Genomic DNA, 14,436 nt, shown 5'->3' on the forward strand with positions numbered 1-14,436 from the left:
AGGCCTCATGGACTTCAAAAGCAGGCGTGTAATTATGCACGGCCTTGAAGTCCAAACCGTTCATAAGATATTAAATAAGTGATAGTTAGTTTATGCGCTTTGAACTCCAATGCCTCAATTGGGTTTAAGGAACCGCAAAGACAATTTTCATTTTCATCAATCAGCCATCTGCACTTATCGGTAACTCTTTATAAGAAGCTACATTCTTAGTGTTTAAAACCGACAATATGTAAGCTGAGAAACTGTTGAACAAACATATATAGCAGATATTTTATGCCTGAGATATCGGTTTGGTTGGCTTTTTCTGATCGTAGCTACGCCCACCCTCCACCATTGTAGTATGTGGCTTTACTCCATGCCCCGATTATTCATCGGTCTTGCTGAGAATATGTTTCTAAGTGCTGTAGCTAAATATGAGCTAAAAGCCAATCCCTATTTCATTGCATCAAGCAATAGTTACCCATAGTTCAAGCCGGGATTCTCTTATGGCTGCGGGAGAATCTCGGGGTAAATTATCGCTAATTTATGTTTAGAGCAATGAGAAACAAGCTTGAAAGAATACAAAAGCCCGTAGTTTAATCACGGGCTTGATGGGAAAAATAATCGATACCGGTTTATTCTTTATCTAAGAGTTCATCCAGTTCCTGAAATGCTTGCGAGGCTTTAAACTGATTATACAGAGCTTCTTCATTACGGATTTGCGCAGCTAGCTTACGATTGATCTGTTCGGATGGGATCTTAAGCTGAACCCAAGTTTTGTAACGGTCGCCTTCCGCTTCTTTCACTTTTCTGGTTTCCATCTTGCCGGTGATAATTCCTGAAAATTCGGCATCGGTAACCGCTCTTACCACGTTTGAGCTGAGTGCCAGAACTTGAGGATCTGTTATGCCGGCTTCTTCCACATAGTTCTTCAATAGATTCTGGACATTTATCTGAACGTATTGCGCTGCTTCAGATAAGGCATTGGAGCGAGCAACATTCATAGACACATTTTCGTTGAGATTTGTACCTTGTCCATAGGTGAACACAAAGCTTTGATCTGCTTGTTCGCCCCACCAAGCAGGCCGATAAACGAGATCTCCATCTGCCTTAACTTCTTGCTTTTTGTTAGATGAGCAGCCAAAAATAATAATGGCAAGACTCAAGAGAATGATAGCCATTAGGGTTCTTTTCATGTTTTCCTCCATGCGCTTTTGCACATAATTTTGATATTTGAGTGAGTAAGTATTAAGTTTAGACGCTGCAAACAAGCTAAGGTTGGAGCAATATTGCACATCTATAGCCCCATCTGCCTTTGCAAGCGAAGATGTTCTTCGTAACTTTTACTAAAGACGTTGTTGCCCTTCCGATCCGAAAAGAAATAGAGATAATTATGTTGGGCAGGATTTAGTGCTGCCAGGATAGATTCTACTTGAGGATTGGAGATAGGGGTGGGCGGTAAACCGGTAATGCGGTAAGTATTGTAATCTGAAACAATCTCGGTATCTGAATTTGTAAGCACTTCCCTGCGGATCCCTCTTTTTTCCAAAATATAATCTACTGTTGGGCAACTTTGTAGAGCCATGCCAAAGCGTAATCTACGTTCAAACACGCCTGCCACAATAGGCCGTTCTGAAGAATTGCCGGCTTCCTTTTCGATGATGGAAGCCAAAATGAGCTTATCGTAAAAATCATCGATTTGTTGCATATCGATCCCGGCTCGATTGATTTTTCGGAAAAATTCTTGCGTCATGATAGAAAGAATTGTATCGGGAGAACTGGGTACTGCAAATAGATATGTTTCGGGATACAAAAAACCTTCCAAGCTTTTGAGGGGGAGTCCAGTAAGACGCCTTACCAATGCAGTATCTGTAGCGGCAGCATAGAGACTTTGGTAATCTGCCAAACCACCCGCTTCAATGCGCAATAATGTGCGATAAAGCGAAAAGCCTTCCGGAATCCTGATGCGAATGTTTTCGGAAACGCCATCATTTAAGCGCGAAACTGTTTGCCAAAGATTGCTGTTGCCGCCAAATACATAGGTTCCAGCTTTGAGGGATTTATCTGCCCGGCGAAGTTTGGCAAGGATGCGAAAGCTTTCAACTTGGGAGATTATTCCCGCTTTTTTTAGCTTAAGTCCAATAGTGCGTGCATTATCACCGGGATTAATGCGAACGATGCGTTCCAAAGAATTTTGAACCGTAAAAATCTCATGTGCAGCAAAGCCAAGCCCGATTAAGGCTAAGATAATTACCAAGATACTCAGGTATCGAAACTTTATCATGACTTTTCTTCATTCTCCAAATAAGATTTTAGGATCATCGCTGCTGCCATGGCATCAACCATTTTTCGGGATTCCTGCCAGCTTTTTCCCATTTTTTTGAGCTCAACTTCAGCTTCTTGTGAACTATATCTTTCATCGTAAGATACTACGGGTATTGACAAACTTTCCTGCAACTTTTTATAAAACTTTGCCGTTTCAATGGTTTTTGGGCTGTAGCTTCCATCTATGGCATAGGGCATACCCACAATTATCAAACCTGCGTTTTGTGCTTCCGCCAAGCTTTTTATTTGTATAAGTAATTCATCGAAAGGACAGTTCTCTAATACAGAATGGGCCTTTGCAAAAATACGTAAAGAATCTGAGAAGGCAATCCCTATACGCTTGCTACCATAGTCGATTGCCATAATTCTACCGGTCATATTTGGGATTCATCCCTCCAGATGATAATTTTCCACCCGCCACTTTCTTCCACCAAGTAGAAACGAGCAACTCCATTGGCAATATAACTACTGCCAGAGTTTCCATAGCTAAGAATAAGATCGAAATAGCAGGGGATTACAATCCAATCTTCACGTCCATCGGCTGGGTCTTGTTCCCAAAGTTCCTGAGGCGGTATTTGTAAGCGTAGCTCAATGGACTTTGCCACCGGCATTATGCCATCACTACTGCCTAGCTCAAACATGTTTTTTGTAATCTCTACCTCATAATCGTAACCCCACCATGAGTCTTTTATCCCATCACCATCCATATCGATGCCAATCTGCTGATACTCGCTGGAAAGTAGTTCAAACCTGTAATCTTTGTGCAACAACTGTCTAAAAACGTTAATGTTCTTCTCGCGATAGGATTTTTCCAAGTTTTGTAACAATTCTTCGGGGCTCCGGTTACGCACAATGGAAGTTGAGGTATCTATCAATGGAGGACGAAAAGGATTCTTACACGCAGATACAATTATGATGATTATAAGCAACAATAACTTAGCCGTTCTCATGTTTTAACAACCCCCAGGTACGCTCACTTGAACTGCGGTAATCATCCCATCGGTAAATATACCAATAACCTCCTTGGCGTAGGTAATGCAATTCCATCCTGCCGGAAGCGATTGTCTGTTCTTGTCTGGAATCTGTAGAAGTGGCTCTTAGCTCATAAACTCGATACAGCTTAGCCTCATTTGCGCTTATCACATCGGAAGAAGCATAATCTTGCAGGGTAACCTGAATATCTTTATAGCGGGCATGCAAGTTTAAAATCATATCCCGCTCATTTGCCTGATTTAAGGGTTCTTCAATGCCGTAATCCGCTATATCCTGCTCCGCAAAGCGGAAGATGTAGTCACTATGAAATATCCGCTCATAATTAATACTGTTGCGAGCATCTTCGTAAGCAAGGTGCAGATTGTTAAGTGCCAAATCCAAAGTAGTGGCAGAATTGTTCCATTGAGCCTCTTCTGATGGAAACTCAGAATCCCGCAAGCCAAATATATTGCATGCGGATAAAACAATTAGCAACAAGCTAAGCAAAGCGATATTTCTCATACGAACATCAAAGTACTGTTTGAAAATATGTCAAGATAAAATCAATCATAACAGCTTAGGTTTTGTAGTAGCTCTTGCATCATAGACTCCCGTTTTTGTCGCGCTACGCTATGCAAGGGAATTTGTTTGATAATATGCAAATGACGTAGTTTTTCCAAGATCACGTTTGCCGGATACTTTTGCAATAGCTGATGCCATAATTGGGGGTGTTCTTCCTTGTTCCAATATAAGCTCAATAGATGAGCATAATCTTGTAATACATTCAGTTCGTTAAAACTTAAGGCATCGGATGCAAGTACTTGATAGGGTGGTTGATCCATCCACAAATAGCCTAACTCTGAGGCAATCTTTAACATGGGTGTATCTGGCAAAATCTTTAGCATACCTAATTGTACTGCATCCGGCTCACATGCACACAGTTCATTTAATGAACGTATAACCGAGCTAAAATCTTCATTCGGCAAGCCGGCAATGAGATCGGCATGAATCCTAACCTGAGTTCTTGCCTTTAATTCTTTTAGGGCTTCACAGGTTTTGCTCCAGCTTGAAATCCTCCCACACTGCCTAAGCACATATTCATTAGTGCTTTGGATGCCAATTTCGAAACGTATGCGCCCTGGTGGTGCTTTACTAAGCTTTTGAATGTCTTGCTCATCCAGCAAATCCGGATAGATTTCGAAATGAAAATCAAAATCAAAATCACCTTTTATGGCAAAATCCCAAATAGCGTGTGCAATTTGCTTTTGAACGTTAAAACTCCGATCTATAAACTTGAGCGTCTTGGGCTTAAGTTTTGCTAATAACCGGAGTTCCCGGTTGAGCTTTATGAGCGAGTTTTCGTCTTGGACATCAAAACGCATTTCATGACGATTATCGCCAGCCGAAAGGCAGTATACACAGGAATAGGGGCAACCGCGATAGCATTCGTAATAGATTAAGTGATTCTGAAGAACCTCTTTATCTGATATTTGGTAAGGAAAGGGAATGTCTTTTAGAGGAATTGGAGGAATTTCACTTAGGTCTGCAGCTAAATCGAAGTTGTGCTTTGCTAAATATCTAAATCTTGCTTCTCCGGCACCCAATATGACTTTTGTGTTGACTGCGCTTTTGAAAGCTTGTGCTTCCGGGCCTCCAACTACGAATACACATTCAGGCAAAACTTTTGCTAACTCAATTTGCATGCTTAACCAATAAATCTTGTTCCAGATATATGCTGAAAAACAAATTATATCGGGCTTTCTGCCGTAGATATCTTCCATTATTTGGTGCAGAGGCTCCTTAAGAGTAAAAGCACACATTTGCTGGTTAAAACCCAGATCGCAGACAATCTCTCGCAGGTAATATAAGGCGAGATTAGATTGGCTCCAACTGCTATTTAAGGCGACAAAAAGAATTCTTTTCATGTATCGAAGTTTTAGCGATGTTATTATTGGTCAAGATTTTTCGTTTATTGGAAGAGCATACTTAACAAAGCATTGATGTTCTTGTTGACGTCAGTTCGGTTTCTGGTTAGTTTATATATCTGATAGAAAAATTATATTACCTAAACATAACAATATGTAAGTCTTCACTAAGAAGGGATTATGAAGCGGTTTTACGAGAAATACCAACACTATCGTGATGTAAGCAATGCAATTAAGAAAGCACAAAACAAAGATTTTGTAAAAGTGTTAGTTCTAGTGCTGGTGTTTTTCGCTATCCTTGCCCCTCTAAGCTCTAAACAGATCCGCGTAGGCATTACTCAAAACTTACCAAAAATGTTTTGGGATAGCCAAGATAAGCCAGCCGGCATTTTTATTGATATTCTAAACATTATCGCCGACACTGAGGGCTGGGAGATAGTCTATCATAAAGATACTTGGGAGAACTGCATTCAGCTTGTAAAAGCTGGAGAATTGGATCTTTTACCCGATGTTGCCCATAGCTCTGAACGGGAAAAATATATGGATTTTCACCAAATTCCTGTGCTGTTTTCTTGGACTCAATTGTATGCCCGCAAAGGATTAAATATCGGTTCACTTGAAGAACTTGCCGGAAAGAAAATTGCAGTTTTATCGGGCTCAATCCAAGAAAGCACAATAAAGGATATGATATCTGGTTTTAGCCTAAAAAGTGAGCTACTTGGAGCCCCCAGTTTCAATGAAGTATTAGCCTTGGTGCAAGACGGCAAGGCGGATGTGGCGGCAACAAATTATTATTTTGGTAGAATGCACGCCCATCAATACAATTTGGAAGAAACAGATATCATGTTCGAACCCTCAACACTCTTCTTTGCCACCCCCAAAGGGAAGAACAGAGATCTATTGCTTGCTATCGATAAGCATCTAGGCACATTAAAGAAAAGACCAGATACCGCTTATTATGAAATCTTGCATAAATATAGCGCAAATCCTCATGAATTTCAGCTGCCACTTCGGCTCTTGTGGGGTGGAATATTTCTTCTCTTTGCTCTCATTCTTTCGGTAAGTGCGGTCATAATATTCAAAAAACAAGTTAACAAACGCACTGCTGAATTGCGCAAGATTAACCGTGAAATGGAACTGCGCATAGAGGAACGAACCGAAGAACTTGCCTTGGCAATGCATAAAGCTCAGGTTGCCGATATGATGAAATCTGCATTTCTGGCTACCATGTCTCATGAGCTGCGCACTCCCTTGAACTCGGTGATTGGCTTTACGGGCATTCTGCTGAAAGAGCTTCCCGGCGCAATAAACGAAGAACAAAAAAAGATGCTTTCTATTGTTCAAGGTAGTGCTCGACACCTGCTCGCTTTAATTAACGATGTTTTAGATATTTCCAAAATCGAGGCAGGACAATTGGAAATGCACTATTCCGATGTGGAACTGCAAGTGCTATTGGAACAAGTTGTGGAAGTTGTTGCTCCTCAAGCAGCGACAAAAGGACTTGAATTGAGTATTAGAACAGGAAAATCACCCAAATTCATACACGTAGATGAGCGACGTTTTGAGCAGGTTCTTCTCAACCTTTTGAGTAATGCCATTAAGTTCTGTGAAAGGGGTGAAATCCAACTGAGTTTTAGTAAACAGGGTTCAAAGCTAATTTTGGAAGTGAAAGATACTGGGATTGGAATTCCAGATGAAATGCAGGATAAAATCTTTCATCCTTTTGTGCAAGTAGATATGGGTATAGATAGGAAATATGAAGGAACAGGCTTGGGATTGTTTATCAGTAAAAGGATAATCGAAATGATGGGGGGCGATATTATTCTGGAAAGCGAGGTAAACGTCGGAAGCACGTTTAGCGTAATTCTTCCCCTGCAAAACGAGGACACAAGCCAATGAGATCCGTTCTGATTATTGAAGATAACAAGGATAATTTCTTTTTGATGCGCTACCTTTTGGAGAATTCTGGATATAAAGTACTTGGGGCAGATAGTGGATGGATGGGCATCGAAATAGCTCTTTACAACAATCCGGATCTTATAATATTGGATATACAGTTACCCGGCATGGATGGATACTCCGTTGTTAGGCATTTACGAAAGCACTCCGAACTTGTTTCGACCCCGATTGTAGTGGTTTCTTCATTTGCTATGGCAAATAACAAAGAAATTGCCATCAATTCCGGAGCAAATGGATTTATCGAGAAGCCAATAGATCCTGATTGCTTTGTAACACAACTGGAAAACTATCTTAATCCATTAGCAGATAAGGAGCAATGAATGAGGATCTTAAACGTAGACGACAACTCTGATAATCTCCTCCTATTGCAAAGCCTCTTAGGCACAAATGATAACACTTTTTTTGACGCCAAAAATGGAAGGGAAGCTCTGAAGATTTTAGCCGAGCAAGAAATCGATCTTGTAATTAGCGATATTCTAATGCCAATAATGGATGGCTTTACTCTGTGTAAAGAGATTCGAAGCAACCCCAAACTTCACAACATTCCCTTCATTGTTTTTACTGCAACCTACACTGGTCAAAAAGACGAAGTATTGGCGCGGAAGATGGGTGCAGACGATTTTATTGTGAAGCCATGCGAACCAGATGAGCTAGTTCGCAGAATTGATAAAACAATTAAGCATCAAAACAGCCGCAATCGTTTGGAAGACATACAGACATATAATGATGAAACCGTGCTGAAACTGTACAATGAACGTTTGGTGCGAAAACTTGAAGATAAAATGCTGGAAATGGAAAATGAGGTTTTAGAACGCAAAAAAGCCATTGTGGCTCTACAAAGGAGTGAAGGTATTCTAAAGGCTACTCAATCACTAGGTAAACTTGGTGGTTGGGAAATTGACATGCAAAATGGGGAAGTATATTGGACCGAAGAAATGTATCGCCTGCATGATATTGAACCGGGATCAATATCTGGTGATGATTTGATTGCCGCCAGTTTAGAGGGATACCCCGAAGAGTCACGCTTAAAGCTGCAAGAATACTTTCAAACAATACGCGAAAAAGGAACTGCCTACACTTTGGAATCTTGGTTTACAACCCAAAAAAACCGAAAGATATATATCCGCACCAGTGCTATTGCCAAAATGGAAAATGGTAAAACCACACATATTCTAGGTATATTTCAAGATATTAGCGAACAGAAAAATGCAGAAATAAAGCACCAAGAGCTGATGCAGCAGCTCCGCCAAGCGCAAAAACTTGATTCTATTGGACAGCTTGCTGGCGGCGTAGCTCACGATTTCAACAACATCCTTACTGTGATATTGGGATATTCTGAGGAGATATTAAACACATTACATCAAAGGGACCCAATTAGACAAGACATCCAAGAAATAGCCAGTGCAGGACAGCGGGCAGCAACCCTTACAAGGCAACTCCTTACTTTTAGCCGAAAGCAAGTAATAAAACCTCAGTTAATGAATATCAATGAGGCTATTGGCAACCTCTCCAAAATGTTGAAGCGCCTCATTGGTGAAGACATCGATTTTGTATTAGATTTGGGTACTAATGTGCCCGAATTCATGGCAGATGTAGGACAGATCGAACAAGTTATTATGAATCTGGTTATTAATGCCAGAGAGGCAATGCAGATGGGAGGTACACTAACCATTAAAACCTTTGGTTATACTGCCGATGATAGTTTTTGCTCCAAGCATCCTATGATTAGCGGAAAGCATTTTGCTGTTCTGCGAATTTGCGATACCGGCTCTGGAATGGATAAAGAAACAATGGAACACATTTTTGAACCATTTTTCACTACCAAAGCCAAAGGTCATGGAACGGGCTTGGGACTACCCACCGTGTATGGGATTGTGCGTCAAGCCGGAGGCAATATCCATGTGGAAAGTACTCCTGGTAAGGGAGCCAGCTTTGTTATTTTGCTTCCTGCTACTGAACAAAGCTTAGAAACCCCAACAGCTCCAACTGTGCCTACCCATACCACCGGAAATAAAGAGCTGGTGTTGGTTGTGGAAGATGATCCTGCCATCTCTGATCTTAGCGGAAAAATTATCCAAAAAATGGGGTTTAGCGTAAAGCTTGCCTCAAGCGCAGATCAAGCATTAGTGATGATCGAAGATGAAGGATTGCGTCCCAAACTTGTAATCTCAGATGTGGTTATGCCAGGCTTGAGTGGCATAGAACTGGCTGCTATAATCAAATTCAAGCATCCTGAAATGAAGTTTCTACTGATGTCTGGATACACCGAAACCGTTATTGCAAAACATGGTGATGTAGATCCCAAAATTCCTTTTCTGCACAAGCCGTTCACTCACCAAGAGCTGTTGCATAAAATTGAGCAAGCACTAGAAACTTAATATAGATGTACTATACTGCTCCCATTATACATCATGATTACCAAAAACACGAATATAATATTTGGACCCTTACGCTTGGGTGATGATTCAACAAGTCTAGAAATAAATACAAGCCAGCATAAATGCGTAAACAAATGTTTATCTATTACTTAGCGCCCTATTTATGTGAGTAGCCGCCCATGTTCCGATTTAGAATACTGCCCCATAAACAATTCCTATATCCTATAAATAAAGTGGGATTATTTGCTCACTCGTTTATAATATTATATAAAACGACAATTTGTATTTTGCTTGAAGTTCTTTAATAAAGGAGTTTGTTATGAATGCAAGAGAAATTAGAAATGGCATCATGCTGTTAGGAGTACAGGATTGGTCTCGACGCTTGTTTGATTCTCTAATTCCGCTTCCAGACGGCACAAGTTACAATTCATATCTAATACCAGGATCACAAAAAACTGCGCTTATCGATACGGTTGATCCCGATTTTGAACATACCTTGATAAACCAGCTAAAAGAAATACCGAAGCTTGATTATGTGGTATCCCTGCATGCCGAGCAAGATCACTCCGGAAGTTTACCTATGGTGTTAAAAAAGTATCCAGAATCTGTTTTAATATGTTCTGCAAAAGCCAAACCACTTCTGATGGAGCATCTCAATATTCCTTTGGAGCGCATTAGAACCGTTGACGATAACGAAGAAATCTCTCTGGGAGATCGTACTTTACGCTTTATTTATACGCCATGGGTACATTGGCCAGAAACTATGAGTGCCTATCTACCCGAAGACCGTATGCTGTTCAGTTGCGATTTTATGGGTTCACACTTGGCGGGAACACGTATGTACGCCGGCGATGATCCCAATGTTTTGGATGCTGCAAAACGTTATTATGCCGAGATTATGATGCCTTTTCGCAGCATGATAAAATCGAATATAGAAAAGCTAAGGCCACTTGAATTTGACCTTATTTGCCCTAGCCACGGACCCATTTGGGATAATCCGGAAACAATTATGAATGCCTATGCTAAATGGATTTCTGATGCAAGTGAAAATAAGGTAGTAATCCCATATATCTCCATGCACGGCAGCACCGCCAAGATGGTAGAATATCTTACTTCAGAACTGGCAGATCGCCACGTGGAAGTTAATCTATTCGATTTAGCGGTTACCGATATTGGTAAACTCGCAATGGAATTAGTAGATGCAACAACAATTGTGATTGGTACTCCCACAGTACATGTAGGTCCCCATCCCAATGTTGCTTATGCTACAATTTTAGCCAACGCCATAAAGCCTAAAGCCAAGTATGCCGCAGTAATTGGATCGTATGGATGGGCAAGCAAGGCAGTTGAGCATATATCCGCAATGATACCGGCTCTGAAAGTAGAAGTGTTAGGTTCGGTTCTCTGCAAGGGAGAGCCCAATGCTAAAACATATCAAGAGCTTAGCGATCTAGCAGAGTTAATTGCCTCAAAGCATAATATATAATATACTTCTTCATGATTGATGCCCGTGCTTTAAGTACGGGCATCATATATTTTTTGAGTACAAATCTTCATAATTATGCGCTCAAATAGCTATTGTACATGGCTCAAGAAGCTAATATTGAGCTGATATTAGCCATTCTGATTGTAGAGAAAGAAGTTAGAGACCGTCGCATATCCATATATAGCAGATTTTTTGTGCACGAAATATCGGTTTTGTGGGCTTTTCCCGATCGTGGCTATGCCCACCCACAACCCTTGTTGTATGAGGCTCTGTCCCACGCCCAGCTTGTTTAGCGATCTTTCTAATATAAAAAAAGCTTGCCAAAAGAAGCATATCCTTAAATATAGGTTATTATAATACCCTTATGAGGATGGATATTAAATGAAACGGCTTGCGATCAGCATTCTGGCAATGATATTGCTGTTTGGCTGCGTGCATTATCAAGAAGAACTCTGGTTACATAGAGATGGCTCTGGCAAAGCTAAATTACGCCTAATCAACCGATCTCCCTATGAAAACACTGAGGAAATTCTCAGAAAAGCAGATCTACCCGGCATTAGCCTCGAAAGCTACAATGTAAGTCGTCAAGGACCGGATGTAATCTACGATATCGTCTTCAAATTCAACAATATCGAAGCTTTCAACAACGTTAACGACCAATTAGGTGCAGCAGATTTTTGGGGAAAAATAACTCTCAATAAAGAGCATGGTCGCCGCATTACGTTTAAACGCCGCATAGCATTGGGTAGCCAAGAAAATGATGATGAACTGGAAAGCTTTTTTAGTCAGATTCAGGGAGAGTATCCTACTTGGAGTTACAAACTTCACGTCCCCTGGAAAATCACCAATAGCAATGCTGCTCCCGAAAATGTAGATATCAAAGGCAAAACCATTACTTGGAACTACAACACGGCAAAGATGTGGAATAATTACGAATACATGAGTGCCGAATTTCGCAAAGAGCTACCTTGGTTTGTGTTCGTTATTGCCTTTATCAGCCTTATCCTTATTGTGTTTGTAATGTTTTGGCTCTTCCGCATTAGCAAAAAATCTCACCTTATAGATAGGGTAAAGCATCATTCTTAATGAGCTTCATACCAGTTCTTCCCAAGTCCCATATCTACCGATAATTCTACAATATTCCGATATTGGGCTGGCAAAGCCTTTTCCATTTCTGATTGAATAGTTTTAAGTGCTTCATCTATATAATCTTTATGCACCTCAAACACCAGCTCATCATGTACCTGTAGTATCATTTTTATGCGTTCTTCGGAGCGTATTATCTCGTCTATTGTCAGCATTGCTCGCTTAATTATATCTGCTGCACTTCCTTGAATAGGCATGTTTATTGCCACTCTCTCGGCTTCGCTTTGAATGCCTTTGTTTTTGCTGTAAATTCCCGGCAGTTCCAATACTCTGCCAAAAATTGTTCTCACTTGCCCTTCGGCTTTTGCTTGAACTATGCAATTTGCCCGATAATCTCGAATTGAAGGAAACTGAGCAAAGTAGCTCTCTATCATGCTTTTTGCCTCCGCTTGAGAGATGGATAGTTCTCGCGCAAGTTTCCTTTGACCCATACCGTAAAGCAAGCCAAAGTTGATTGTTTTTGCTGCCCGCCGCTGTTTCGAATCAACTTGAGATATTGGAATACCGTGTATTTGTGCGGCTGTTTGACGGTGGATATCAACTTTATCCTTAAATGCTTGAATAAGCACTTTATCTTGAGACATTAGGGCAAGCAGTCTCAGTTCGATCTGAGAATAATCCGCCGCTAAGATCAAATGATCTGCATCTTTTGCCACAAAGGCTTTACGTATCTCCCTGCCTATTTCAGTTCGTATCGGAATATTTTGCAAATTAGGATTAGTGGAAGATAGCCTGCCCGTAGATGCAACGCATTGATTAAAAGAGGAATGAATGCGCCCGGTAGTTTGGTTAACCAATTTGGGTAAAGCACTCACATAGGTATTCTCCAATTTCACCATTTGTCGATACTCAATCAATTTGGCAGCAATGTTATATTCTTCGGAAAGTGCTTCCAAAACGCTGTTATCGGTAGAGTATCCGCTCTTGGTTTTCTTTTTCGCCGGCAAATACATATCCTCAAACAAGAGCTTTGCCAATTGCTGTGTGCTGTTTAAATTGAACTCGTATCCCGCTTCGCTAAAAATCTCTTCACTTAATGCTTTAATCTTAGCATTCAATTGTTTCGAGATTGCGGCAAGAATCTTTTCATCGATTGCCACTCCATTATCTTCCATCCTCATCAAAACGGGCATCAAGGGCATATCCATCTTGTAGAAAACATCGTGGGCTGGACTCTTTATTAGCTTTTCGGTATATACTTCTCTGAGCCTGAATGCTGCCCAAGCATCTTCGGCAGCATAGAAACAGGCATCTTCTGGGCTCACCACATCAAAGCTGCTCTGGTTTTTCCCCTTGCCAATTAGTTCTGTGATAGGCATCATTTTATAATCCAATTCCCGCAAAGCGCACTCATCCAAAGAAAAGTTAAAATTTCCCGCATTTAGCACGTATGCTGCAATCATGGTATCAAAATACTTGGGGGGAATTTCCCAGCCATAGCGTTTTAATATAGCAAAATCGTATTTGAGATTGTGCCCCACTATCTCTTTTCCTTTTAATGTGTTATGCAATTTTTTAAGAGTTTCATACAAAGGCAAATTATCGGCAAGCTGATGTCCTAAGGGTAAATAGTATGATTGCTTTTTGTCCATGCACAGAGAGAGCCCCACCAAATTTGCTTCTCGTACATCCAAAGAATCTGTTTCGGTATCCAAGCTCACCACATTGGCATTTGCTATTTGCTCAAATATATAGTCCAGCTTGGCTAGACTCACTAATATAGCATCAAACTCTTGCTTAGAATTCTGTTTAGGTTGTTTGTTCGCAGGTTCAGTTTGAGAACTATCAAAGATATCAATCTGCATTTCTTTGGCTGCAACTGGAAGTTTTTCAGCTTTTATTTTTGCTTCAATCTTGCGCTGTAAGCTTGTTATTTCATATCGTTTTAGTAGCGGCAATGCTTTACTAAGAGAGGCTGGATCAAATGCAAGCTCTTCTTTTGGGGGTAAAGGCATATTGGCATCTCTAACAATTCGAGCAAGATATTGCGATAAAAATGCCTGCTGCTTGTTCTCTTCCAACTTTTTTCGGTATTTTGGCTCCACCTTATCAAGATTTTGATATATCGCATCCAGAGTGTGATGCTGCTTTAGTAGCTTCTTTGCTGCAACGGGACCAATCCCGCGCACACCGGGTATGTTATCGGAACTATCGCCAACTAGAGCCAAATAATCTATAAACTGCTCTGGACTCACCCCATATTTTTTTTCTACTTCTTGGATATTAATTATAGCATCTTTCATGGGATCGTAAATCTTACTCTGGC

General features: G+C 40.7%; 12 protein-coding genes. 5 read left to right on the plus strand and 7 right to left on the minus strand.

Features of this window, described 5'->3' with window-relative positions; translation table 11 throughout:
* Positions 1-614 precede the first annotated feature (614 nt).
* The 6 genes from LHW48_02520 to LHW48_02545 form a co-directional block, all read right to left on the minus strand.
* Positions 615-1,175 (minus strand): hypothetical protein, encoded by a 561-nt coding sequence (locus LHW48_02520; GenBank protein MCB5259334.1) that lies wholly within the window; start codon positions 1,173-1,175, stop codon positions 615-617.
* Between the two features lie 101 nt (positions 1,176-1,276).
* Positions 1,277-2,263 (minus strand): endolytic transglycosylase MltG, encoded by a 987-nt coding sequence (mltG, locus tag LHW48_02525; protein ID MCB5259335.1) that lies wholly within the window; start codon positions 2,261-2,263, stop codon positions 1,277-1,279.
* Entirely contained in the window at positions 2,260-2,682 is a 423-nt protein-coding gene (gene ruvX / locus LHW48_02530; GenBank protein ID MCB5259336.1) for a Holliday junction resolvase RuvX, read from the minus strand. The genes mltG and ruvX overlap by 4 nt, the downstream gene beginning before the upstream one ends.
* Complete coding sequence (locus LHW48_02535) at positions 2,679-3,254, minus strand: hypothetical protein (protein MCB5259337.1); 576 nt, start codon at positions 3,252-3,254, stop codon at positions 2,679-2,681. Before LHW48_02535 ends, ruvX begins: the two co-directional genes overlap by 4 nt.
* Positions 3,241-3,798 (minus strand): hypothetical protein, encoded by a 558-nt coding sequence (locus tag LHW48_02540; protein MCB5259338.1) that lies wholly within the window; start codon positions 3,796-3,798, stop codon positions 3,241-3,243. Before LHW48_02540 ends, LHW48_02535 begins: the two co-directional genes overlap by 14 nt.
* A gap of 41 nt (positions 3,799-3,839) precedes the next feature.
* A complete protein-coding gene (locus LHW48_02545) occupies positions 3,840-5,201 on the minus strand; it encodes a DUF4080 domain-containing protein (protein ID MCB5259339.1) in 1,362 nt (453 codons plus the stop codon).
* Positions 5,202-5,381: 180 nt separating this feature from the next.
* Between LHW48_02545 and LHW48_02550 the strand changes: the two genes are divergently transcribed.
* From LHW48_02550 to LHW48_02570, 5 genes are all read left to right on the plus strand, one after another.
* The gene (locus tag LHW48_02550; protein MCB5259340.1) at positions 5,382-7,100 is read left to right on the plus strand and encodes a transporter substrate-binding domain-containing protein; all 1,719 of its coding nucleotides are present in this window, start codon (positions 5,382-5,384) and stop codon (positions 7,098-7,100) included.
* Entirely contained in the window at positions 7,097-7,480 is a 384-nt protein-coding gene (locus LHW48_02555) for a response regulator (protein ID MCB5259341.1), read from the plus strand. The genes LHW48_02550 and LHW48_02555 overlap by 4 nt, the downstream gene beginning before the upstream one ends.
* Positions 7,481-9,538, plus strand: a complete 2,058-nt coding sequence (locus LHW48_02560) for a response regulator (protein MCB5259342.1) — start codon at positions 7,481-7,483, stop codon at positions 9,536-9,538.
* Positions 9,539-9,857: 319 nt separating this feature from the next.
* On the plus strand, positions 9,858-11,024 hold the full coding sequence (locus LHW48_02565; protein ID MCB5259343.1) for an FprA family A-type flavoprotein: 1,167 nt from the start codon (positions 9,858-9,860) through the stop codon (positions 11,022-11,024).
* A gap of 381 nt (positions 11,025-11,405) precedes the next feature.
* Positions 11,406-12,110, plus strand: a complete 705-nt coding sequence (locus LHW48_02570; GenBank protein MCB5259344.1) for a hypothetical protein — start codon at positions 11,406-11,408, stop codon at positions 12,108-12,110.
* On the opposite strand, the gene polA is transcribed toward LHW48_02570, so the two are convergent.
* Positions 12,107-14,436: DNA polymerase I (gene polA / locus LHW48_02575; protein MCB5259345.1), on the minus strand; the 2,330-nt coding region annotated here is incomplete at its 5' end. The two genes, LHW48_02570 and polA, sit on opposite strands and share 4 nt — an antisense overlap.

This window comes from Candidatus Cloacimonadota bacterium, assembly GCA_020532355.1.
Lineage (GTDB): Bacteria > Cloacimonadota > Cloacimonadia > Cloacimonadales > Cloacimonadaceae > UBA5456.